The sequence below is a fragment of the Streptomyces zagrosensis genome (genome assembly GCF_014203645.1).
Lineage (GTDB): Bacteria > Actinomycetota > Actinomycetes > Streptomycetales > Streptomycetaceae > Streptomyces > Streptomyces zagrosensis.
Genome location: NZ_JACHJL010000003.1, coordinates 438,552 through 462,483, shown reverse-complemented (window position 1 = coordinate 462,483; position 23,932 = coordinate 438,552). Strand labels below are relative to the sequence as shown.

General features: G+C 69.2%; 16 protein-coding genes and 2 pseudogenes. 6 read left to right on the top strand and 12 right to left on the bottom strand.

Annotated elements, in window-relative coordinates; translation table 11 throughout:
• Positions 1-18: 18 nt before the first annotated feature.
• Complete coding sequence (locus FHS42_RS08775; protein ID WP_184570537.1) at positions 19-960, bottom strand: NAD-dependent epimerase/dehydratase family protein; 942 nt, start codon at positions 958-960, stop codon at positions 19-21.
• 70 nt (positions 961-1,030) lie between these two features.
• Here FHS42_RS08775 and FHS42_RS08770 point away from each other — a divergent pair, with 70 nt between their 5' ends.
• A complete protein-coding gene (locus FHS42_RS08770; protein WP_184570535.1) occupies positions 1,031-1,939 on the top strand; it encodes a LysR family transcriptional regulator in 909 nt (302 codons plus the stop codon).
• Positions 1,940-1,987: 48 nt separating this feature from the next.
• Here the strand turns inward: FHS42_RS08770 and FHS42_RS08765 are convergent, their stop codons facing one another.
• The 3 genes from FHS42_RS08765 to FHS42_RS36760 all read right to left on the bottom strand — a co-directional run bounded on the left by FHS42_RS08765 (position 1,988) and on the right by FHS42_RS36760 (position 5,756).
• Positions 1,988-3,556, bottom strand: coding sequence for an ABC transporter substrate-binding protein (locus FHS42_RS08765; RefSeq protein ID WP_184570533.1), 1,569 nt, complete (start codon positions 3,554-3,556; stop codon positions 1,988-1,990).
• 352 nt (positions 3,557-3,908) lie between these two features.
• Complete coding sequence (locus tag FHS42_RS08760) at positions 3,909-5,489, bottom strand: metallophosphoesterase (protein ID WP_184570531.1); 1,581 nt, start codon at positions 5,487-5,489, stop codon at positions 3,909-3,911.
• A 15-nt stretch (positions 5,490-5,504) separates the two neighbouring features.
• Entirely contained in the window at positions 5,505-5,756 is a 252-nt protein-coding gene (locus tag FHS42_RS36760; RefSeq protein WP_246494380.1) for an SCO4848 family membrane protein, read from the bottom strand.
• Here FHS42_RS36760 and FHS42_RS08755 point away from each other — a divergent pair.
• The gene (locus FHS42_RS08755) at positions 5,755-7,194 is read left to right on the top strand and encodes a D-alanyl-D-alanine carboxypeptidase family protein (RefSeq protein WP_376772549.1); all 1,440 of its coding nucleotides are present in this window, start codon (positions 5,755-5,757) and stop codon (positions 7,192-7,194) included. The two genes, FHS42_RS36760 and FHS42_RS08755, sit on opposite strands and share 2 nt — an antisense overlap.
• A 604-nt stretch (positions 7,195-7,798) precedes the next feature.
• Here the strand turns inward: FHS42_RS08755 and FHS42_RS08750 are convergent.
• Positions 7,799-8,713 (bottom strand): annotated as a pseudogene (locus FHS42_RS08750) (YihY/virulence factor BrkB family protein); the annotation flags it as partial.
• A 699-nt stretch (positions 8,714-9,412) separates the two neighbouring features.
• Between FHS42_RS08750 and FHS42_RS38140 the strand changes: the two are divergent.
• Positions 9,413-9,601: a hypothetical protein gene (locus FHS42_RS38140; RefSeq protein ID WP_184570527.1), complete on the top strand. Its 189-nt coding sequence runs from the start codon at positions 9,413-9,415 to the stop codon at positions 9,599-9,601.
• A gap of 175 nt (positions 9,602-9,776) precedes the next feature.
• Here the strand turns inward: FHS42_RS38140 and FHS42_RS08740 are convergent, their stop codons facing one another.
• The 4 genes and pseudogenes from FHS42_RS08740 to trpS all read right to left on the bottom strand — a co-directional run bounded on the left by FHS42_RS08740 (position 9,777) and on the right by trpS (position 15,599).
• Positions 9,777-12,014, bottom strand: a complete 2,238-nt coding sequence (locus FHS42_RS08740) for a HelD family protein (protein ID WP_184570525.1) — start codon at positions 12,012-12,014, stop codon at positions 9,777-9,779.
• Between the two features lie 1,085 nt (positions 12,015-13,099).
• Positions 13,100-13,534: pseudogene (locus FHS42_RS08735) on the bottom strand (TetR/AcrR family transcriptional regulator); the annotation flags it as partial.
• A gap of 63 nt (positions 13,535-13,597) precedes the next feature.
• A complete protein-coding gene (locus FHS42_RS08730; RefSeq protein WP_184570523.1) occupies positions 13,598-14,200 on the bottom strand; it encodes a 2'-5' RNA ligase family protein in 603 nt (200 codons plus the stop codon).
• A 385-nt stretch (positions 14,201-14,585) separates the two neighbouring features.
• The gene (gene trpS, locus FHS42_RS08725; protein WP_184570521.1) at positions 14,586-15,599 is read right to left on the bottom strand and encodes a tryptophan--tRNA ligase; all 1,014 of its coding nucleotides are present in this window, start codon (positions 15,597-15,599) and stop codon (positions 14,586-14,588) included.
• Between the two features lie 250 nt (positions 15,600-15,849).
• Here trpS and rocD point away from each other — a divergent pair, with 250 nt between their 5' ends.
• Positions 15,850-17,055, top strand: coding sequence for an ornithine--oxo-acid transaminase (gene rocD, locus FHS42_RS08720; protein WP_184570519.1), 1,206 nt, complete (start codon positions 15,850-15,852; stop codon positions 17,053-17,055).
• Between the two features lie 125 nt (positions 17,056-17,180).
• Here rocD and pdxR read toward each other — a convergent pair whose 3' ends face one another.
• Entirely contained in the window at positions 17,181-18,683 is a 1,503-nt protein-coding gene (pdxR, locus tag FHS42_RS08715; RefSeq protein ID WP_184570517.1) for a MocR-like pyridoxine biosynthesis transcription factor PdxR, read from the bottom strand.
• 47 nt (positions 18,684-18,730) lie between these two features.
• Here pdxR and FHS42_RS08710 point away from each other — a divergent pair, with 47 nt between their 5' ends.
• Both FHS42_RS08710 and FHS42_RS08705 read left to right on the top strand, forming a co-directional pair.
• Complete coding sequence (locus FHS42_RS08710) at positions 18,731-19,216, top strand: carboxymuconolactone decarboxylase family protein (RefSeq protein WP_184570515.1); 486 nt, start codon at positions 18,731-18,733, stop codon at positions 19,214-19,216.
• The gene (locus FHS42_RS08705) at positions 19,216-19,965 is read left to right on the top strand and encodes an isocitrate lyase/PEP mutase family protein (RefSeq protein WP_184570513.1); all 750 of its coding nucleotides are present in this window, start codon (positions 19,216-19,218) and stop codon (positions 19,963-19,965) included. The genes FHS42_RS08710 and FHS42_RS08705 overlap by 1 nt, the downstream gene beginning before the upstream one ends.
• Positions 19,966-20,809: 844 nt before the next feature.
• On the opposite strand, the gene FHS42_RS08700 is transcribed toward FHS42_RS08705, so the two are convergent.
• On the bottom strand, positions 20,810-21,895 hold the full coding sequence (locus FHS42_RS08700) for an ABC transporter substrate-binding protein (RefSeq protein WP_184570511.1): 1,086 nt from the start codon (positions 21,893-21,895) through the stop codon (positions 20,810-20,812).
• A gap of 1 nt (position 21,896) precedes the next feature.
• A complete protein-coding gene (locus tag FHS42_RS08695) occupies positions 21,897-23,876 on the bottom strand; it encodes an ABC transporter permease (protein WP_184570509.1) in 1,980 nt (659 codons plus the stop codon).
• Positions 23,877-23,932 lie beyond the last annotated feature (56 nt).

Sequence of the window (23,932 nt, the reverse complement as noted above, 5' to 3'; positions counted from 1 at the left end):
CGCAAAGTGCCGGGGTGTTCAGGGTGCCGGGGTGGCGGCTGCGGTGATGGCTTCGGACACGGCGTCGGGCAGCCAGTCGGCGGTGTGGGAGAAGGTGAAGCCCAGTTGCTTCGCGCGGGCGTTGCTCATGGCGTAGTGGCGGTCGAAGGAGAACGGCGAAGCCGGCTCGCCCGGGGCTGCGGTGCGGTACACCGGCTCGCGGCCGATTCGGGTAGCGATCACGGAGCAGAGCTCGCGTACATCGAACTGGCCGTCCGAGCAGGCGTTCACCGGACCAGTGAAGGAGGTGTCCGTGGCTGCCCACCGCAGCAGGTCGGCCAGCTCCTCATGGTGAATGAAGACGGTGGGCAGCTCCGCGGGATGCACGGTAAGCGGCCTGCCCTGGGTGATGTGCTCGACGTAGTGCGCCAGCCGGCCGGTGAACTCCTGCGCGCCGCCGCCAAGTACGTGGGCGCTGCGCACAGCGGCGAACGCGAACCCGCCCTGCTGAGTGAAGACGGCCTCCGCCTGACGCTTGCCCTCGGCGTAGTGCGCTTCCAGGTAGGCGTCATCGTGCCAGGGCAGATCCGTACGCACCTGCCACGTAGCGGGGTCCACGGCCTCTTCTGGCACCGGTGTGCCCTGCGGGAGGGAACGCAACACGGCGGTCGATGGGTCGTAGACCTCGATGGTGGACGTCATGACGTACCGGCGGGTGCGGCCCTGGAAAGCGCGGGCGGCGATCGCGGCCTGTACCGGGGTGTAACAAACCTGGTCGATGACCACATCGAAGGTGCAGGGCACGAGGGCGGCGGTGAGGGCCGCCTCGTCGTCGCGATCGACGACAAGGTGCTCAACACCGTCAGGCGGCGAGGTCGAGCCGCGGTTGAGCACAGTGACGTGGTGTCCCGCGGCCTGTAGGCGCTGGACCAGGGTCTTGCCGAAGTACCGGTTGCCGCCGATGACGCAGATGCTTTGCATGCCCCCATCCTGGACATCTACAGTCGCCAGCAGAAGTGCTTGCTTGCTGGAGACGCCTTAAGGAAAACTGTTGATTGATGTGCAGCGGCTTCGCGTCCTGCGTGCGGTGGCGGAGCACGGCAGTTTCACTCAGGCGGCGACCGCCCTGCGACTCACTCCCTCGGCCGTCTCGCAGCACGTCGCGGCCCTGGAGCGCAGCCTCGGCGTGCAGGTCGTGGAACGCAGTACCCGAGGGACGACCCTCACCCAGGCCGGCCGGATCATGGTGGGGGCCGCTGAGTCGGTAGCCGCGGAACTCGCGCACGCCAAACGGCAGATCGACCGGCTGGGCACCGGTCGTACCCAATGCACCCTCGCCACCTTCACCAGCGGCGGCCGACTCCTGCTGCCCGGCGCCCTCACCCGCATGACGGCCGCCCATCCCGACACCGTGGTCCACGTCAGGGAGGCCGAACCCGAGGACAGCCTGCCTCTGGTCCGCCAAGGTGCCGTGGATATCGCGCTCGCCTACCACTTCGACGGGCCGCTGCCCGGCCGGTCGGGCAAGAGTTCCGCCGTGGAATGGACCGCGCTGCTGGCGGACCCCCTGCACGTCGTCCTGCCCGAGGCACACCCGCTGGCCGGCTGCCAGGCACTCGACATCGCGGAACTGGCGGACGAACCTTGGGTGCTCGGCTGCCTCAAGACGGAGGTCTACCTGCTGCGTTACGCCGAGCGCGCGGGATTCGCCCCGAAGATACGCGGCACGACGACCGACTACTTCTTCGCCCGCTCGCTCGTCGCCGCCGGCGTGGGCATCTCGCTGATCCCCTCCATCGCGCTGGCCCCAGAGATCCCGGGCCTGCGGGCCGTTCCCATCAATCCGCCGGCCCCCACTCGGCACATTGGCGTAGCCGTGCTGCGCCGGAACGCCTGTGCCTCGGTGGCGACGCTGATCCAGGCGCTTCAGGAGCAGGCGGCAATGGCCGTTGAGACATGACGCCGCGAGTGCCGGACGAGGTATTGGCGGGGGCTCAGTGCAGGGCCCCTAAATGCGGTCCAGCTCCCACAGCCGCCACATGCCGGTTCCCTCCGACAGGAACTGCGTGCCGGATATGGAGTCCTTGCTGACGACCGTGTCCTTGCCCTGCCATAGCGGCAGCAGCGGCACGTCGTGGGCCACGATGCGCTGAATCTCGCGGAAGTCCCCGACCACCCGTTCCCGCTGTGGGCTCTTTTGCGTATCGCGAATCAGGCCGTCCACCTTGGCATTGCTGTATCCGTTGTGCAACGTGGACTCGGCGCCGACCAACGGGCTGATGAAGGTGTCGGCATCGAGGAAGTCCGGGTACCAGATGATGCCGTACGCATCGTATGCGCCCTTATTGAATCCGTTCTGGAATGTGTTCCAGTCGTACTGGTTGAACGTCACCTTGAACAGGCCCGTCTCCTCCAACTGGGCCTTGAGTTCCGCTCCTTCCGCCTTCGCCGCCGAGCCCGACGGGTACGCCATGGTGAAGTTGACCGGCGTGGTGATGCCCGCATCACGGAGTATGCGGCGGGCACGGTCGGGGCTGGGCTTCGGGTAGGCGTCGTAGAAGGCGGTGCTATGGCCGGTGACGCCCTTGGGGATCAGCGAGTAGAGCGAATCGACGGTGCGGCTGTGGGCGATGCTAATGAGCTCACCGCGATCGACCACAGCCGCAATAGCCCGCCGCGCCGCCGGGTTCTTCATCGCCGAACCCGTACGCACGTTGAATGCCAAGTTGCCCGTGGTAGCGCCGGGGTTGTTCATCACTCGGACCGAGGAGTCGGAGGGAGACAGCGACTTCAGATACGCGGAAGGCAACTGCCGCGCGGCAACATCGACATTTCGCTTCTTCCAGGCATCCCGTAGCTTCTCAGCGTCTTTGAAGTAGCGGACGGTGACGGGCTTGCCGGTGTCCTTCAGTGCGCCCTTGTAGCGGGAGTTGGAGCGTAGTTCGGCGATCTTTTCGTGTTCGTACTTCTTGAGGACGTACGGGCCCGAGCCGACCACATCGTCGCCGGTGCGCAACTTACTCGCGCTGTACTTCTCACGGTCCACGATGGAACCGGCGCCCGTGGCGATCTTGTACGGGAACGTCGCATCCGCCGAACTGAGATGGAAGACCACCTTGTTCGCGCCCTTGGCCTCGACCGATTTGAGGCTGTTGAGCAGGGGCATCGGGCCGCCCGGGTCGTGAATGGCGACGATCCGGTCGAAGGAAAACTTCACGTCCTGCGCCGTGATGTCGCGACCGCTGGTAAAGCGCAGGCCCGACCGCAACTCGCAGACGTACGTCAGCAACTCATCGCTGGTGAAGCCACATTTCTTGGCCGCGTCGGGCACCGGCTTGGGAGCGGCGGGCGTGAACGTCAGCAACGACTGGAAGATGTTGCTGTACAGCCCCCAGGAGCCCGCGTCGTACGCTCCGGCCGGGTCGAGCGTCTTCACCGGGTCGGCCGTACCCACCATGATCGGCTTGTCGTCGTCCCCCGAAGAGGACAGCACATCGCAGCCGCTAACTCCCCAACTGGCCGCCACAGCCCCACAAACGCACCCCAGTGCAAGCCATCGCTTGCCAACCCATCGCATCCCCCGCGCCCCCTCCAGCACCTGACTTCACGGGGGAAAAAGTCGCAGCCACATGAGGTAACCCTGCTTCCCGCCCCAACAGTGCGCATTACCCAACCACACGGCCGACGCGTACGCTAGCAACCTCCTTTTATCATTGAGGATTTGACCGCTTTACACACGCGTACACCACAGAACCCACCCAGTGGTAAGAGGCTCACCAGCGAAAAGGGTCTTTCCGATGCGCTCACCCAGCCCACGGCCAGGCGACCGCGGAGGGATGGAATCACACCGGCATAGTGGCCCGGCGGTGGGGTTCAGAGGTCGATCAGGCACGTGGCGGAGGGCCCCGGCGGTGGGGTCCTGGGTCCGATTAGGCGCTGGTGGCGGCGAGTTGAACGACCGTAATGTCCGGCGGCGCGCCCACGCGTACCGGCGGGCCCCATGTGCCCGCGCCGCGAGAGACGTATAGCTGCGTGTCGCCGTACCGCTCAAGTCCAGCAACCGTGGGGTTGGCGAGCTCCGCAAGGTAGTTGCCGGGCCAGAGCTGACCACCGTGGGTGTGCCCGGAAAGCTGGAGGTCAACGCCGTGCTTCACGGCGTCATGGATGACCACGGGCTGATGGGCGAGCAGCACCGAGGCGCGGGAGCGATCGCGATCGCCGAGCGCACGCCGGAAGTCCGGGCCCTGCCCCTCGTCCTCGCCCGCGACGTCGTTGACCCCGGCGAGGTCGAAGCCGGGCAACTCGGTGCGCGCGTTCTCCAGCGGGTGCAGCCCCAGCTCCCGAACGTGGTCCACCCATTCCTCGGCGCCGGAGAAATACTCGTGGTTGCCCGTGACGAAGAAGGAACCGTCGCGCGCCCGAAGGTGCCGCAGCGGCTCGGCGGCGGCTCCGAGATCGGCCACGCTGCCGTCCACGAGGTCGCCGACCACGGCGATGAGGTCCGGGTTGACCCGGTTGATCGTCTCCACCACGCGTTGGGTGTGCGACCTGCCCAGGATCGGCCCCAGGTGGATATCGCTCACGACCGCGATCCGGTAGCCGTGCGCCTGCCGGGGCAGCTTGGCGAGCGGCACGGTGATGCGCTTGACGCGCGGACCGCGGAAGACGCTGTACGTGCCGTACCCGACCGTGGCAGCAGCCACGGCCCCCGCACCGGCGGCCACGGTCCGCGCGACGAACAGCCGCCGCGAGGTCGCGGCGGCGGCAGCGGGCGCGTCAGCCAGCGGAGTGGGAGCAGGGGCAGCGGTGCTAGTGCTGGCGTCAGCGCTGGTAGAGGTGGACATGGATGTGGTGGACGTGGATGTGGTGGACGAGGCGGAGGTCGAGGTGGAGGTTGAGGTGGAGGTCGATGTCGAGGTGGTGGTCGCGGCGGTGGCGGCGGCTGTGCTGCCGGTGGACACGGGGGCGCCTGGCGTCGCGGTGCTGCCGGTGCCAGTGGTGATGGTGGAGCGGGGAGAGCCGGAGGAGCCTGCCGTGGTGCCGATGGGTCTGATGGAGGTGGCGGGGCTGGTGGCGGTGGCGGGTTTCGCCAGGGCAGCACCGGTCGAAGCCGGGCCGGTCGAAGCCGGGCCGGGGTCGGTCGGCTGGGCCGATAGCGGGCCGGCGGCCGACGCCGCGATACGGCGGGCGCGCCACTCAAGGCCGCGCCGCAGAAGTGGCCTGACCGCCTCGCCGACCACCAGCGCGAGAGTCAGATACAACAGCGTCGCAAGCCACATATAACCGGGCCAGGCAAGTACCCGTTCGACCGCGAACGGCGCGCCTGCCCGCCCGCTTACCAGGGCACCCACGCTGAGCAGCGGCAGGGCGATCACCGCCCAGGTGCCGACGCGCCGTGGCAGGCCGCCGGGCACCGTGATGTCCCGCACCATTCGGCGCCACACGTACCAGTGCACAGCCCCAAGCAGCGCGACGATCAGCAGCGCGACCAGCACAAAGACGGCGACCATCCCCCGAACCTCCCCTTACGCCGAAGCGTCTTGCCGTCGAAGAGCACGCAGTCCACGGAACCCGAGCAACCCGATCCCCGTCCCCAAGAGAAACGAGGTGATCGCGAGCGTGAGGTGCACCCAGAAGTATGTGGTCGGGTCGCCGGAGTCGTTAAAGGCAAGCCCGCTTGAGTCTTTCCAGAGGTTTTTCACAAAGGTGAACCAAATGCACCAGCTCCAGACCCCGAACGCGAGCAGGAACCAAGACACGGGGCGGCTGAGCTTCATGACTTCCAGTATGCGGAACCGCTGGGCGAAACCTCCGGCAGGGTCGTCTTCACCCGAGGCGGCGCCTGCGCCCGACGCGGCTACCGATACGTTCACCCACGTGCCGACGACTCCGCGTTCCTTCCGCCCCCCTCGTACCGCCGGCACCTTCCGTGCCGCGCGCACTTCTCCCAACCTCCCCGGCGGACACGGACGCGCTGTGGCCACGGCCGCGCTGCTGCTGCCCTGCCTGCTCGCCACCGTGCATCCCGCGCAGGCCGATGAAGGGCCCAAGAGGGAAGAGGAGCCCAAGCCGCCCGCCGTCATGTCCACCGTGGGCGGGGAACAACTGGGCAAGCCCGGGACCCAGGTGCGGCTGAAGGCGGGCGCGCCGCCGCTCCCTGGGGGGCTCACCGCGCGGTCGTGGATGGTCTCGGACGCCGAATCCGGCGAGATCCTGGCCGCACACAACCCACACTGGCGACTGCCTCCCGCCAGCACGCTGAAGATGCTGTTCGCTGACACCGTGCTGCCGAAGTTCCGCAAGGAAAAGACCCATAAGGTCGAGTTGTCCGACCTTGCGGGCATGGGTGAGGGCAGCAGCCTGGTCGGCCTCAAGGAGAAGTACACCTACTCCGTACACGACCTATGGCTCGGCGTCTTTCTGCGCTCCGGCAACGATGCCGTCCACGTCCTGTCCGCCATGAACGGCGGCAAACCGCAGACCGTACGAGACATGCAGGCACACGCCAAGGAGCTGAACGCCGGCGACACGCACGTCGTCAGCCCGGACGGCTACGACGAAGAGGGCCAGGTCAGCAGCGCGTACGACCTCACGCTCTTCGCCCGCTCGGGACTGCGCAAGGCGGACTTCCGGGAGTACGCGTCCACGGCGCAGGCGAAGTTTCCCGGGGAAGTGAAAAAGGACAAGAAGACGAAGAAGTCCAAGCGCGAATACTTCGAGATCCAGAACACGAACCGGCTGCTGACCGGCGACACGGACCTCACCCCGTACGAGGGCACCGCCGGAGTCAAGAACGGCTACACCACGAACGCCGGGGCCACCTTCACCGGCGTCGCCGAGCAGGGCGACCGAGTCCTGTTGGTCACCGTCATGAACCCCAGCAAAAAGGAGCACAACGAGGTTTACAAGGAGACCGCGAAGCTCTTCGACTGGGGCTTCAAGGCCGCCAACGCGGTCGAACCGATTGGCACCCTTGTCGCCCCGGGCCCCGAAGGACTCGCCGTGGCCGAGGAAGACGGAGCGGCCGGCGGCGGCAAGAACAGCCACCAGCAGCAGGCCAAGGCCTCCGTCGCGGGCGACGACGACTCCGGCGGCGGCGCGTGGACGGCCGTGGGGATCGCGGGCGGCTCGGTAGCGTTCCTGGCGGCAGCGGCCTTCGCGGTACGCCGCCGCTGGCCCCTGCCCGACATGATCCGCCGCCGCCCCCGCGACTGACCCGGCCAGACCGGCCCCGGCCAGGCCCACCCCTACCTACCCACACCGGCCCTCTTGCGGGGGTCGCCGGGTCGCCGGGTCGCCGGGTCGCCGGGTCGCCGGGTCGCCGGGTCGCCGGGTCGCCGGGTCGCCGGGTCGCCGGGTCGCCGGGTCGCCGGGGGCAACGGGCGGGGCGGGCTTGGGGGCACGGGCGGGCCGAGGCAATCGCGGCGGTGGCGCTCGGCGCCCCGCCGGCCCACGCTCACCGGTCCCGGGCTCGCGCTCCAGGCTCATGGGCCCGCGGAACATCGCCGGCCGCAGACCGACGCTTCCCACAAACATCGGCCTCGTACATGGCGGCGCCAGCAACGTGGGTGCCCCGGGTTTCGCCCCCCGGCACGTCGGCCCTGGACACGTCGGCCCTGGACACGTGAGCCGCGGGGTGGCGCTCCCCGGCAACGTCTGCCCCGGGCTGGCGCCCTGCCGGCGCATCGGCCGTCTCCACGGGAAGCGCCTTCGCCGGGGTCGCCTCCGCGGGGGTCGCCACTCCCCTGCCCGGCTCGCCGGGCAGACGCTGGCCGTGTGCCCTCTCCGCGCGCCCCGACTCCGCTTCGGGGGACTCCTCTGGAGCCGCGTCAGGCTCCTCGTCGGACTCCTCGTCGGACTCCTCGTCGGGCGCCAGGATCTCGTGGGCCTTGGACGGGGTTGCCGTCCAACCCGCGCAGAATAGCGACAACTTGGCCGTCAAGTTGATCCACAACAGCAAGGCAATGGGGGTGCCGAACGCCCCGTACATGCTCTTCGCCGCCACTCCCTGCATGTAACCGCTAAGCAACGACTTCAGCAGCTCAAAGCCGATCGCGCCGATGAGTGCCGCGACCACGACGGCACGACGCGGCGGCGTAAGGCCCGGAAGCCAGGTCAGGACGTAGCACAGCAGCAGGAAGTCGGCGCCGACCGCAGCGGCGAAGGCCGCAAGCCGTAGCAGCCAACTCCCCGCTCCGCCCTCGGGGATGTCCAGCTTTTCGGCCGCCCAACCGACAGCGGTGACCGCAAACGCCGAGACCGCGAACGAACCGAGCGCCACCCCGCCGAGCCCTAGCAGGATGCCTCCGTCCTTCAGCTTCCGCAGCAACACGTTGTCGTGCTCGTCCGCCAGCTCCCACACGGCGCGCAGGCACTCGCGCAGCGAGCCGACCCAGCCGATACCGGTGAACAGCAGCGCCGCACCGGCAAGCACCCCGACCGTGGCGGCGTTGTCCACCAATCCACTGAGGTCGAGTTGCCCCGAGATACCGGGTACCTGGTCGGCGAGCTTGCCCTCCACGTCGCGCATCTTGGCGTCGCTGAGCACCGCGGCACCGATCGCCGCTCCCACGGTGATCAGGGGGAACAGCGCCAGGAAGCTGATGAAGGTGATCGCGGCGGCGAGCCGCGTCCAGTGGACCCGCTCCAGGGTCTCGTAGGTGCGCCAGACGTGAGTACGCATCAGCCGCGCCACAACGGGGCCGATCCAAGGCAGTCGGGTCAACCAGTCCATGGGCCTTTTCTACCCTTATCTCCGCGTTCATTCCTGTGTCACTCACTGTGATCACATCACGCCACGGACTAGGTCAGCCCGCCGCGGCCACACAGCCCGTCCTGGCCGCGTTCCGCTGTCTTCCCCTTCTACCCTTTCCCCCACCCCTTCCCCACCCCCGCCCCACCACTCTCCACCTCATCCCCGCGAGCCCCGCCCGTCCCGCAAATCGCACCCGCACCCGCTCGCACTCGCGGTTAGGTCCGAACCCGGGCCCAGCGGGGCCCGCCGGCCCGAGCCCGGCGGCGCGCCCGGGCCCGCGTTTGGCTCTGCGTCCAAGCACCGGCACAGATCCGGTCCAGGTGAGTGTCCGCGTTCGGGCCCGGGTGCGAGTCCGGGCACAGGTCCGCGTCCGGGTCCAGGTACAGGACCAGGTCCGGGCACGAGTGCGTGTCCGCGTTGGAAGTCTGCGAACGGTGTGCTCCGCATCGGGTTCGAGTCCGGTCGCGCCCTCGGTTGCAGGCCCGCATCCGAGTGCGCGTCCACAGCACCTGCCCCGCCGCAAGCCAGTCACACTGAGCCCAATCGCCCACGAAGCCGCGCGGATTGCACCGAGCCCCCGCAGATCACGATTACGCCGAATCCCGCGCCGATCACGCCGGGCCCTGCGAACACGGCAACCAGACAGACGGGCGAGGCGAGCCGCCAGTTAGCGCCTGGGTGACCCAGACGAGCCACCCCAAGGACAAGCCGTCCGGCGAACCACCCCAGGCGAGCCAGCGCAGCCAGGCCCACCCCCTCGGCACGCCCCAGGGCACACTGCGCAGCCCGCACCGCACCGCCCCGGCCACCCCGGCCACCCCGGCCACCCCGGCCACCCCGGCCACCCCGCACAAGCCTCGCCCGTAGCGCGAGCCAACGCGCCTCGGACTCCTCCGCAGGCTGCCGTGACACGGACTGCATACCGCTCCGCACCACCCCGGGCCTATGCCCCGCCACCCGGCAAGAACCGCACACCCCGCCGGACCTCCTGAGCCCCCTCCCTTCTCCGCACTCGGCCTAACCCCGTTTACTCGATAGGCGTTCACTCCATAGGCGTTTGCTCCGTAGGCGTTTGCTCCGCAGGGGTCGAGGCGGGCGCCATCGGCTGGATCAGGGGCTGGAGGGCCGGGGGCAGCGGACGGGCGTGGACGATGTCCAGCCGCGAGACCGCCCTGGTGAGCACGACATAGAGCCGGTGCAACCCACGCGGCTCGGCATCGACGATGGCCGCTGGCTCGACGGCCACCACATGGTCGTACTCAAGCCCCTTGGCCATCGAGGCAGGTAGCACCGTCACCCGCCGCGCCGTGTCCAATTCCCCGGCCGCCGCCGAGGCTATGCCCGCGTCGGTCAGCGCCTGGCACAGCGCCGGCATATCGGATTCGGCGGCTATCACACCGACCGAGCCGTCTTCGTCTAACGCTGCACGCACCGCAGCCACCACGCCGGTGGCGGCCTGGGCCACCGGGCGGACCCGCAGCTTTCCGTCCCCCCGCAGCGACCGCGCGGGCGGCACTCGTACGTCCAGGTGCGGCAGGAGCCGGTTCGCCACCGCCACGATGGCGGCGGGGACCCGGAACCCGGTGGTGAGCGGCGCCACCGCGGCATCCGGCTTGCCCAGGTGCGCGAGATGTTCCGGCCAACTCCGCGCGGCCCACGGCGTGGTGCCCTGTGCCAAGTCGCCCAGCACGGTCAATGAGCCGAAGTCGCTGCGTCGGGCCAGCACTCGGCATTGCATCGGTGACAGGTCCTGGGCCTCGTCCACCACCACATGGCCGTAGCCGCCCGGCCGCTCGATGAGGCCTGCCACCTCGTCAATGAGTATCAAATCCGCCAACGACCACGGGGCGCTCTTGGTCGAGCGTGGCGGCTTGGCCCAGCACAGCGCCTTCTGTTCCGCCTCGGTGAGCAACCCGTCCGAGGCCGTCCGGACCGTGTCGAGGTCACTCAGCAACTCGGCAACCACCTCGGCCGGTCGCACCGCTGGCCAGGTCTCGTCCAGGAACGCCTTAACGGCACGGGACCTAGCCATCCGGCGGACCCATTCAGAGGGCGGCGGGCCCGCGCGCCGCTCGACCTGACGACGGACCAGTTCCATGGTGCGCGCACGAACCCAGTCCCGGCCCGTGGCATAGGGCAGCGTCTGCTGCCGCACCTGCGCGACGACTTCGGCCAATGTGTCGGCGTCCACCCGCCAGCGGTAGGTACCGTCCGGAATGGCGAGGGATTCGCGGGGTGGCCGCACCCGTTGGTACAGGGCTCGTTCGAGCACGTCGGCCATGCGGGGGTCGTGCTTGACGCTCGCCGTCTCGACGGTGTCCTGGCCTCGCACCGGGAAACGGTCGATAAGGTCATCGACCGTGCACTGCCGAACGTCGATCTCTCCCAACGCGGGCAACACCTCAGCGATATAGCGCAGGAACGTCCGGTTAGGGCCGACGACCAACATCCCGCCGCGCTGGAGCCGTTGCGGATAGGTGTACAGCAGATACGCGGCGCGATGCAGGCCAACGGCCGTCTTTCCGGTCCCCGGTGCGCCCTGCACACACACCGAGTCGCCCAACTCGCCCCGGACCAGGTCGTCCTGCTCGGGCTGAATGGTGGCGACGATGTCCCGCATTGGACCCACCCGAGGGCGTTCGATCTCGGCCGCCACAATGCGGCTGCCGCCACCGCTCCCCGCATGCCCCTCGCCCATCCCGGCAGCACCGTGTGCGGTGGTGGCCGGCGCGCCTAGTTGCTCATCTTCCAGGCTGGTCAGGTCGCTCGACGCGCCCTTGCTCGACGTTGCCCAGCCGAACCGGCGGCGCACCGCCACGCCCTGCGGGTCGCGTGGTGATGCCTGGTAGAAGACGCGGGATACCGGCGCGCGCCAGTCGATCACCAGGGGTGTCGCGGTGGGATCGGCGGAGACATGGCGACGCCCGATGTAGTACCGCTGTCCCCGGTGGTCGCCGGCGTCGGGCCCGCTGCCGAAGTTCAGGCGGCCGAAGAACAGCGGACCCTCCGGCTCCTCGGCCAACTGCCGGGCGTAGCTGCGCAGATAGCGGCCGAGCACCTCCGCACTCGCGCCGTCACCGGAGACGTCCTCGCCGAGAACCACCTGCTGTCGGGCTGCCGCGACCATCCGGGCCAATATGGCGCGGCAGTCATCGATATGGGCCCGCTCGGCGTTGAGTTCGCCGGCCAGAGTGTCGGTGGCCGTGCAGGCGCCGGGGCCGCGCGCGGCCCTGACCGGAGTCTGCGAGGCGTCGGCCGCTCCCCGGGAGTCTGAGGTCATTTCGGCACACCTTTCGCACGTCAGCAGCACCCGGCGACAAGTTGGCTCGGATGCGGGGCGAGTTCGGAAGCGGGATCGGGGATCGAGAGCGACCGCGGGATCGGGAGCGACCGCGGGCGCTGGTCGGGTTCGGGCGTGGGAGCGTGCCCCAGTTGGGGGCACGGTGCCTGCGGGCGGAGGCCTCCAGCGACGCGTCCGCGGGAGATGGGCCGGCCAGGGCAGTCCCACGAGAGCGCGGTTCGTGTCGGCCGGTCGGACGGTTGGTTCGTGCACCCCCGCACACAGCACACACAGCACACACAGCACGACGCAGCGCGCGCCATCGGTCCTGTTTTCGCCGCCAGCGGCGAGTGACCCCTCTTCGCGGGGTGATCGGGGTGAGCGGCGCAGCGCCCGTCAATCAGGTCTCAGGGCGTGGTAGTTGGGGAGGCGCCGCAGTGTCAGTAGTGCGGGGACAGGCCGGAACCGAGCACCGCGAAGGCATGGTCGGCGGCGACGACGGCGGCCGGGTACACCGCGTCCGCGCTCTCTCCATCGGCTATCCGGCGCCAGTTTTCGAGCGCGAGAATCCGCTGTGCGGCGATGATCTGGCTGGCGGCAAGGCGGGCCGTCAGCGCCTCCAGCCCTGAGCCCTCCTCCATGCTTGCGAGGCCCTGCCTGGCCTTCACGACTGGCGTCGGTATCCGATCGCGTGCCGCGTCCTGGCCCGGCGTGCGGGGCCGATCACCCGCCGCACCAGCCTCCGACTCGGCGGCTGGGCCTGGTGCCGCCGCCTGGCCCTCCCCCGTTACATAGCCCAACCGCGCTATATGACTCGCCCCCGCTGTGCGACTCGGCTGCGCTGTGCGACTCGGCCGCGCTGCGCGCCCTGCCTCCGCGAGCTGGGCGGCCACCGTGTCGCCGGCGCCGTCCGGGGCGGCCGTGCTGGTCGAGGTCGCTCTGGTGTCCGCGGGGCCGCCGGGCAGCCCGTCAGGCAGCTCGTCGGGCAGCTCGTCAAACGACGGATTGCGGCACTCGGCCTCCCCGCCAGTCCGCGACGGCGCTCCCGCAGAGGCCGCGGAGCCGGGATCACGCGCCACCTCGTACAGCGTGCGCGCCAACGCGTCCTCGGCGCGCGTCGTGTACTCGTAGAGCCGCGCCACCAGGCTTGGCGTCCCGTACAACAGGCGGTGGAACGCCAGCACCCTGCTGTCGTCGCACAGGCCGGTGACCGGGTCGCGGCGGTCCAGGCCGGCGCGGAAGTGAGCATGGAGCGCCGTCAGCGGTGCTTGGTCGGCGGTGCGCTCCCGGACCACCCGGCTCGCCTCGTCCTCGTGGTCGGCGAACCGATAGAGCGCGAGGTCCTCCTTGGCCGGGAAGTACCGAAACAGGGTTGGCTTGGACACCATGGCCGCGGCGGCCACCTCGGCCACCGAGACCTGATCGAAGCCCTGCTCAAGGAAGAGCCCGATCGCGGCGTCGGAGATCGCCTGATAGGTCCGCCGCTTCTTGCGTTCGCGAAGGCTCGTCTGACCGTCCATGCGACCAGACTAGCAAAAACGCAACCCAGTTAGAAGTGACTCTGGGGATATTTTTTTACTCGGTTACATTGATGACTCGTCCAACAGGGGCCCATGATGCGGCGACTGGTGCGGGAAGACCGGGCTACGCCCCGGGCCTCCCGCGGCCCCGAAAGGGTATTCACGCTCCAGTCGCCACACGTCGTCAGCGCCCTGTTCGTACAGCGCGAAGCCCGAGATCGTCCACGCCGCCTCGTAGTCCTTCAGCTCGGCGTACGCGCGGTCCATCGCCTCCTCGGAGATGCCGTGCGCGATGGTGACGTGCGGGTGGTACGGGAATTGCAGCTCACGTGCGCACGGTCCGGAGGCCGCCCGGACCCGCTCCTGGAGTGCGGTGCACTCCGCCACGCCTTCCACGATCTTCACGAAGACCACCGGTGACAGCGGTCGGAAGGTGTCCGTCCCGGACAGCCTCATCGGGAAGGGGCCGCAGCCGGCCGCGACCTCCGCGAGGTAGCGCTCGATCCCGGGCAGCGCCGCGGCATCCACCTCGGTGGGCGGCAGCAGCGTGACGTGCGTGGGGATGCCATGCGCGGAAGGGTCTCCGAAGCCCGCGCGCCGCTCCTGAAGGAAGCTGCCGTACGGCTCCGGGACCGCGATCGAAACGCCGATCGTTACGGTCCCCACTGCGTTCTCCCTTCCGCACCACTGTCTGGTCAAGCTGTCCATCACGCCCGCGCGTCCTCGCCGTCCCCGTCCGCGACCCGTGCCAGTGTGACTGCTCCCCGGCCGTCACGGCTAGATACTCCGGTCCGCAGGCTCGGGCCCAACGGTCCGGGCCCAACAACCCCCGGCCCATCGGGCCGAGCCGATCCCGCACCCCGATGTGAAGCGCCCGACCCCGACACAAAGCTCCGCACGGCCCCGCGGAGCGTACCCGGGTGGGCAGCGGCACGCGCCCACGGGCCGGCGAGCACGCCTACGGGCCCGTCTGCGCCCCCGCCCTCCTTGGCAGGGTTGGCGCCCTCACCCGCTGCCCGGTCGGGGGCCGCGTCACGAGGGCGCCCGCCGCTCAGTGCTTGGCGGGGAGCAAGCCCACCTTGTCGTAGGCCAGGGCCAGGGTCTCCGCCGCGACGGTGCGCGCCTTCTCGGCGCCCTTGGCCAGGATGTTGTCCAGCGTCTCGGGGTCGTCCAAATATTCCTGGGTGCGGGCTCGGAACGGCGCCACCCAGTCGAGCATGACGTCGGCCAGGTCGGTCTTCAGCGCGCCGTAGCCCTTGCCCTCGTACTTGCGTTCCAGCTCCGCGATGCTGACGCCGGTGAGGGTGGCGTAAATGGTGAGCAGATTACTCACGCCGGGCTTGCTCTCCTCGTCGAACCGCACCACGGTTTCCAGGTCCGTCACCGCGCTCTTGATCTTCTTCGCGGAGACCTTGGGCTCGTCGAGGAGGCTGATGATGCCCTTCGGCGTCGATGCCGACTTGCTCATCTTGATCGACGGGTCCTGGAGGTCGTAGATCTTGCCGGTCTCCTTGACGATGTGCGCCGAAGGCACCGTAAAGGCATGGCCAAAGCGGCTGTTGAACCGCTCGGCGAGGTCCCGGGTCAGCTCAATGTGCTGCCGCTGGTCCTCACCGACCGGGACCTGACTCGCCTGGTAGAGCAGGATGTCGGCAACCTGAAGGACCGGGTAAGTAAAGAGGCCAACGGTCGTCCGATCGGCGCCCTGTTTGGTCGATTTATCCTTGAATTGCGTCATACGGGATGCTTCGCCGAAGCCGGTGAGACAGTTCATCACCCAGGCGAGCTGTGCGTGCTCGGGCACATGGCTTTGCACAAAGAGCGTGCACCGGTCCGGGTCAAGCCCGGCGGCGAGGAGTTGCGCCACGGCAACCCGGGTGTTCGCGCGCAGCTCCTGTGGATCTTGCGGAATCGTGATCGCGTGCAGGTCAACAACCATATAGAAGGCGTCGTGGGTTTCCTGGAGGGCAACGTACTGGCGGACCGCGCCAAGGTAGTTGCCGAGATGGAAAGAGCCCGCTGTGGGCTGGATACCGGAGAGCGCACGAGGACGGTCAAGGGCCATGCCGCCCATTCTCTCAGGTGTACGGGAATCCACGGGCCCCGGTCGCCGAACTCGGTGCGCAGCGGACATCGGGCAGCGAGTAGCACCCTGCGGCAGGCACCGGCGCACGCTCAGCGTTGTTGTCAATGCTCCGAAACGTCGGCAACAGGCGTCGCATGTCTACCCGACGAGGAATTTTTCTTCGCATTCCGCCCGAGCAACGATAGAAAGAAGCCTGAGCCCGCCCCGACTCCGTAAGGATGGAGCGCACGTGACCGCTAGTGAACGCAGCATCGCCGCCGCAGAGGCGCACAGCGCGCACAACTACCACCCGCTGCCCGTCGTCGTCGCCTCTGCCGAGGGCGCCTGGATGACCGATGTTGAGGGGCGCCGCTACCTCGACATGCTCGCCGGATACTCCGCGCTGAACTTCGGGCACAGCAACCGGCGCCTCATCGATGCCGCGAAGGCCCAGTTGGAACGCGTCACCCTGACCTCAAGGGCGTTCCACCACGATAGGTTCGCGGACTTCTGTACGGAGCTTGCCGCCCTGTGCGGCAAGGAGATGGTGCTGCCGATGAACACCGGCGCCGAGGCCATCGAGACCGCCGTGAAGACCGCCCGCAAATGGGGCTACCGGGTCAAGGGGGTGCCGGACGGCCAGGCCAAGATCGTCGTCGCGGACGGCAACTTCCACGGCCGCACCACGACCATCGTCAGCTTCTCCACCGACCCGGAGGCACGCGCCGACTACGGTCCGTACACGCCAGGCTTCGAGATCGTGCCGTACGGCGACCTGGCCGCGCTTGAGGCCGCCGTCGACGAGCACACCGTCGCCGTGCTGATCGAGCCGATTCAGGGCGAGGCCGGCGTGCTGGTGCCGCCGCCCGGCTATCTGCCCGGCGTACGGGAGCTGACCCGGGCCCGGAACGTGCTGTTCATCGCGGATGAGATCCAGTCGGGCCTGGGGCGTACGGGGGCGACCTTCGCCTGCGAGCACGAGGACGTCGTGCCCGATATGTACGTGTTGGGCAAGGCGCTGGGCGGCGGTGTCGTGCCCGTGTCGGCAGTGGTCGCCGATCGCGATGTGCTGGGCGTCCACCGTCCCGGTGAGCACGGTTCCACCTTCGGTGGCAACCCGCTGGCCTGCGCCGTCGCCCTGGAGGTGATCGCGATGCTCCGCAGCGGCGAGTACCAGCGGCGGGCGACCGAACTCGGTGAGCATCTGCATCGCGAACTCGCCCTGCTGACCGGTGGCGACGCGGTGACCGCGGTGCGCGGGCGCGGGCTGTGGGCCGGTGTGGACATCAACCCCGCACGCGGCACGGGACGGGAGATCTCCGAACGGCTGATGGCCCGCGGAGTCCTGGTCAAGGACACCCACGGCAGCACCATTCGCATCGCCCCGCCGCTGGTCATCAACAAGGAAGACCTCGACTGGGGGCTTGAGCAGCTGCGGGCCGTCCTGGAGGGCTGAGGGGGCCCGCAGTCGCGGACCTAGCAGCCGGACGAAGCAGCAGAACAACAGGCGACAGGCCCTGGCGGTACGCCGACCGCCAGGGCCAAGCAGGCCGCCAGAGCAGGCCGCCCTACGACAGCGCCCTACGGCAGCGCCCTGCACAGTGCGTCCAGTGCGCCCGTGTACGCGTGGTCCGGCGGGGTGCCGTAGCCCACCACCAGGGCGTCGCCCATGACGTCGTCGTACGGAGCCGCGTCGCCGCCGGTGCCCGCGCCCAGCCGGTAGCGGCGCAGGCCGTCCAGGGCGAGCCCCTGCCAGGCGGCGCCGTTGATGACCGATTGCTCGGTGCCGGCCGGGAGTTCGAGCACCGCGTGCAGACCCGCTGCGATGCCCCCGACCTTGATGTGGGGGGCGCGTTCGGCAAGGGCGGCGATGAGCTGGTCGCGCCGGCGCTGGTAGCGCTGGCGCATGCCGCGTACGTGCCGGTCGTACGCCCCCGATGCGATGAACTCCGCCAGCGTCAGCTGGTCCAGACCGCTGGTCTGGAAGCCGGGGCGGCGCTTGAGCTCCGCGACGGCGGCGAACAGCCGCTCCGGGAGGACCAGCCAGCCAAGGCGCAGTGCGGGCGACAGGCTCTTGCTTGCGGTGCCCATGTAGACGACGTGTTCCGGGTCGAGACCCTGCACGGCTCCCACCCGCTGCCCGTCGTAGCGGAACTCGCCGTCGTAGTCGTCCTCCAAGACCACGCCGCCGGTCTCCACCGCCCACTTGACGGCTGCTGCGCGCCGCTCGGGCGGCAGCGCGACGCCGAACGGGAACTGGTGCGCCGGGGTGAGCAGCACCGCCCTGGCGCGGGTCGCCGCCAACTCTTCGGTGCGCGGACCTTGTTCGTCGAAGCCCACAGCCACGGTACGCAGGCCGCAGCCGGTGAGTAGATCGCGGTGAATGTCCAGGCCGAACGACTCGACGGCCACCAGGTCGGCGCCGGGCGCCGCGCCCGGCATGCGCGCGGTCGCCCCGAGCACCTCGCCGACCAGCCGCAACCCCTCGGACAGACCCGAACAGATGAGGATGCGCTCGGGCGCAGCGCGTACGCCCCTGGCGCGGGCGAGGTAGTCGGCGAGCGCGCGGCGCAGCTCGGGGCGGCCCGCGACGTGCGTGCCGTATCCGAAGGCGTCGTTGGGTGCGTTGGTGAGCGCCTTGCGTGCGGCCGTCAGCCAGGAGGCGCGTGGGAACGAGGAGACGTCGGGCGAGCCGGGCATCAGGTCGTACACCGGGGTGGGTGCCGGGCGCACTGTCGGGCGGCGTACGGGGGCCGGTGGCTCTCTTCGGATCTCGCAGGCGACGGCGCGTTCGGCAACACGGGTGCCTGAGCCCTGGCGTGCGGTGAGCCAGCCCTCGGCGACGAGTTCTGCGTAGGCGTCGGCGACCGTGTTGCGGGCTATGTCGAGGTCGGAGGCAAGGCTGCGGGAAGAGGGCAGGCGGGTGCCGGGAGCGAGCCGACCGGACCGTACGGCGTCACGCAGCGCACTCATCAGCGACGCCCGGACACCTCCCGTTCCGCTCAGTTCCAGATGGAGGTCACTGCCGACTGCGAAGTCGGCGGTCTCATCGGACGGCACCTCAGTGGCCCAAGAATCTGCCATAGAAATGGACCATACCCCTGGGCTACTGCCCCCGTAGCGTGAGGGCCATGGCGACAAGCGAAACGGCCCAGAAGCGCGGGCTGAGGATGGCCTTACCCACCCTCGCACCCGAGTTCTACAAGGCCATGATCAATCTTGACGCGGCGGCCAGGCGGGGGCTCAACCCCGCCCTGACTGAGCTGGTGAAGATTCGCGCGTCGCAGATCAACCACTGCGCCTTTTGCATCAATATGTACACCCGGGACGCGCGGCTTGAGGGGGAAAGCGAGGAGCGGCTCTATCTCCTCAACGCGTGGGAGGAGTCGCCGACGTACTTCACCGCCAAGGAGCAGGCAGCACTTGCGCTCACCGAGGCGGTGACGGTCCTGACCGACGGGTTTGTGCCGGATGCGGTGTACGACCGGGCGGCCGAACACTTCGAATCCGCCGAGCTCGCCCAACTCGTCAGCCTGATCATCGCGATCAACGCGTGGAACCGGATCAGCGTGACCACGCGGATGTCCCCTGGCAACCCGCCTTCTGAGGAGCTGTGATGTCTTCCGCCAACACCGCCGAGGCGTTCTTGGCCATGCACCAGGGCCGTGCCCCCGGCGACCCGCTGATCCTTCCCGGGCCTTGGGACGCGGCCAGCGCACGCATCTTCGCCGATGTGGGTTTCCCGGCACTGGCGACGCCGAGCGCGGGCATCGCGGCATCGCTCGGGTACGAGGATGGCGGCGGCACGCCAGTGGACGAGATGTTCGCGGCGATCACCCGGATCTGCCGGGTCGTGGACATCCCGGTCTCGGCCGACATCGAGGATGGCTACGGGCTGGCCCCCGCCGAACTGGTGGAGCGGTTGCTTGAGTCGGGCGTGGTGGGCTGCAACCTGGAGGACACCGACCTCGCGACGGGGCAGCTCAAAGACCCGCAGCAGCAGGCCGACTGGCTGGCGCAGGTGCGGCAGGAGGCAGGCAAGCGACTGGTGATCAACGCTCGTGTGGACACGTTCTTGCGCGGCGAGACCACCACGGATGGCGCGATCAAGCGGGCCAAGCTGTACATCGGCGCCGGCGCGGACGTGATCTATCCGCTGCTGGCCCCGACCGAGTTGGTCACGGAGCTCGCGCAGGGCATCGACGCGCCGCTGAACGTGGCCTTCATGCCCGGCGGCCCGGCCCCGGCACAACTCGGCGAACTGGGTGTAGCGCGGGTCACGTTCGGGCCTGGCATGTTCCACGAGGCGATGGAGTCGCTACGGGCGCTGTCCGAGCGGGTGCGCTCGGCCCAGCCGCGTACGTAGCCACACACCAGAGGCGCCGGACACGGGGGTTCTGGCGCCTCTCGCCCCCGCCACGCTCCCCCGTGGCGGGGGCCCACAGCGGGCCGATGGGACGGATGCACGAACGGGGGCCGTCCCATTGGCCGGAAACCGGGAGCGGGGCGTTACGGGGGCGCCCCGCCACCCCGGGCCGTGGCCGCAGGAGGCCACGGCCGCACGGGCCCGGTGCACGAAAGCCGCGGCTGTACGACCAGTCGTGCAGTGCGGCCAGAGAAAACCGGGCTCCAGGGCCCGGCTGTACGGGGGAGCCGGGCTCCACGGCCCGGCTGTACGGGGGGCCGCGTCGTACGGGGGCGACGGGGCGAGGACGGGGGAGCCGCGTCACCACGGGGGTGGCACGGCTGAACGGGGGCGTCGCGTCGCTCGCATGGGGCGCGGCGTAACGGGGGCGTCGCGTCTTCTACGGGGGGCGCGGCGTAACGGGGGTCAACCCCGCCGCTCGTATCGGGCGGCGGGCGCAACGGGGATGGTCCGCCACTCTTTGCGGGAGGCGGGGCCGCACGGGGGAGCCGCGCCACTCGCGAGAGCGGCGCGGCGCAACGGGGACGTCTCGCCGTTTATCTGACGGCGGGGCTGCACGGGGGGCCGTGGCGCACGGGGGCGCTGCGGCGGGCCGCCGAAATGCTTATGCATTTCGGCGGCCTTTCCGCGTCACGGTCACGGGTGTTTATCCCCATCGCGGTCAGGTGGCTAGCATTCCGGAACGCGGTCTCGCCGTCTCATGCGTATCCCGGTTCGGCGGGCCCATTCGTATGGTGGCCAGGCGGGCCTGTCCGTTCTTTCCAAGGCGCGGGCGATCGTGGGTTTACGGCAGCCACTGCTTCCAAACGCTCGGGTTCGCCGCGGCCCAGCGCTTCGCTGCCTCGTCGGCCGACAGGCCCTGGGAGGCGATCATTTCCGAGACGTCGTTCTGGTTCTTCTGCGACCAGTGGAAGTTCTTCAGGAACTGTGCCGCCTTGCCGCCCTTCTTCGCGAAGTCGGCATTCAGGTACTTTTGCAGCGGGGTCGTGGGGTACGCGCAGTCGATCGACTTCGGGTCAGCCACGCCCTTGGCCGCGCACTTGTCCGTGTACGCAGGCAGCTTCACCTCCACCATCGGGACCTCGTTGAAAAGCCACTGCGGCTCGTACCAATAAGCCAGATATGGCTTCTTGTTCTTGGCGAACTGCTTCATCTGCGTAATCTGCGCCGCCTCGGAACCCGCGAAGACGACCTGATAGTCGAGGTCGAGATTCTTCACCAGTGCCTTGTCATTGGTGACGTAGGACGGGGAGCCGTCGAGCAACTGGCCCTTCTTGCCGCTCTCGGCCGTACGCAGTTGGCCCGCGTACTTGTTGAGGTTCTCCCAGTTGGTGACGTCCGGGTGTGCGTCGGCGAAATACTTCGGCACCCACCAGCCGATGTGGCCGGTAACGCCGAGATCACCACCACGGGTGATGGTCTTCTTGTCCTCGACGTACCGCTTCTCCTGCTCCGGGTGTCCCCAGTCCTCCATGATCGCGTCAACTCGGCCCTGGCTCAGCGCGTCCCACGCGGGGACCTCGTCCACCTGCACGGTGTCCACGCGGTAGCCCAGCTCATGTTCGAGCAGGTGCTTCGCCACTGCCACGTTGCCCTGGGCACCGACCCAGGACTGGACGGAGAGGGTGACGGTCTTCGCGCCGGAGACGTTCGCGTACGGGGACGACTGCTTGGTCATGTCGGCCTTGCCGCAGCCGGTGAGGACCAGCAGCGCCGCCACTGTGGCGAACACCCCGACCACCGTGCCACGGGCGCGCCACCAACGGGCAGCGCCACCGGCGTGGCCACCGGCGGTGCCTGCGGCCCGCGTCCGAGCATGGGCGCGGATACGAGCACGAGTACGGATACGCGTATGCGTACGGGCTGTCATGTCAGGCCCCCTTCCGTGCGCGGCGGCCGGTTGGCTGCGTCACGCGATCGAGCATCAGGCCCAGGCACACGATGGCCGCGCCTGCGACAAGACCGGTGGCCAGGTCCCCCTGGGCCAGGCCCAGCAGCACCTCGTAGCCGAGTCCCCCGCCGCCCACCAACGAGCCGATGATGACCACGGCGAGCACCAGGACCACGCCCTGGTTGACCGCGAGCAGCAGCGATGGCTTGGCGAGCGGGAGTTGGACCTGGCGGAGTTGCTGGCCCCGGGTCGCGCCGAGGGATCGTGCGGCCTCGATCGCCGCCTGGTCCACCTGGCGCAGCCCCTGGGTGGTGATCCGGATGACTGCCGGCAGCGCGTACACGATGGCGGCGGCAGCGGCCGGGGCACGGCCGACGCCGAACAGCGCTACCACCGGGATGAGATACACAAACTGCGGCATTGTTTGGAATACATCGAGGACGGGCCGCAGCAGCCGCTCCACACGCGCGCTGCGGGCCGCCGCGATGCCGGTGGCGAAGCCGATGACGAGGGTGACGGCGACGGCCGCAAGGACCTGGGAGAGGGTGTTCATCGACTCGTCCCAGACGCCGAGCACTCCGATGGCAGCCAGCGCAAGCACGGCGGTCAGGGCCGTGCCCCAGGTGCCGATCAGCCACGCCAACGCGGCGACGATCAGCAGCGCCGCCCACCACGGCAGTCCTTGCAACCCGTCCCGTAGCGGATCAAGCACCCAGGAGGTGAAGTGCCCGGCCCAGTCGGCGGTGCCGCCGATCGCCGGTACGCCCGAATAGAGGTGATCGGTCATCCAGTCAACCGCGTCGTTGACGGGCTTCGCGATCTCGACCGTCCAACTCTTCGGCCAGGTCAGCGAGTCCGCGAGCTGTCCGGCCACCAGGGCAGCGGCGACCACCCAGCCATCAAGGCCGCGCAGCCAGCGCGGGGCCACGGGGGTGCCGCCGGAGCGTGCGCCGGCGTTCGCGGTCGTACGGTCAAGGACGACGGCCAACAGCACGATCGGGATGCCGGCGGCCAACGCGGCCCCGACATCGACGGACGACAGCGCCTGATAGACGCGGTCACCGAGGCCACCGCCGCCGATCATGGAGGCGATGACGGCCATCGAGAGGGCCATCATGATCGTCTGGTTGACGCCGAGCAGCAGCTCCTTACGGGCCAGCGGCAACCGGGCGGTCACCAGGCGCTGCCAGCGGCCCGCGCCCAGCGAGTCAACGGCCTCCAGGACCTCGGCGTCGGCGCCGCGCAGCCCCAGCGCGGTCAGACGGGCCATCGGCGGCGCCGCGTAGATCACGGTGGCAAGCACCGCGCCGGGCACGCCGATCCCGAAGACCAAAACGACGGGCAGCAGGTACGCGAAGGCAGGCAGCACCTGCATGGTGTCGAGCACCGGGCGCAGCACCCGAAAGGCGCGCTCGGACAGGCCGCCGACCAGGCCGAGCAGCCCGCCGATGGCGATGGACAGCGCCACCGCGACAACCATCAGCGCGAGCGTCTGCATGGTCGGCACCCACATGCCGAGCAGCCCGCACAGCGCGAACGACACGGCGCTGGTCAGCGCGGTCTTCGCACCCGCGACGCGCCAGGCGACGAGCGTAGCGGCGGCGGTGACGCCGACCCAGCCAAGGGCGAGGAGGACGAGGTAAACGCCGCGTACCGACAACACGATGGCGTTGCTGATGTGCCCGAAGAAGTAGACGAACAGCGGGTGGCTGTCGCGATTGTCGATGATCCAGTCGTTGACGTCGGTCAGTGGGTCGGTCAGATCGACGGTCAATGCGGACGGCCAGCTTCCGCTGGCCCACTTGGCGTGCGCGAGCGGCACCAACACGGCAGCCAGCACGGCAAGCACCGCAAGCTTCCGTACGCCTCGATGGCGGATCAGGGCGCGCATACTGCCGCCTTTGTCGCCGTCCGCGGCAGTCGGTGTGGGCCCGGTGGCGGGCGCGGTGGCGGTACTCATACGCGGCCCCCGATGGAGACGGCACGGGCCGCGGTGAGGCGGGGACTCATGGCCGT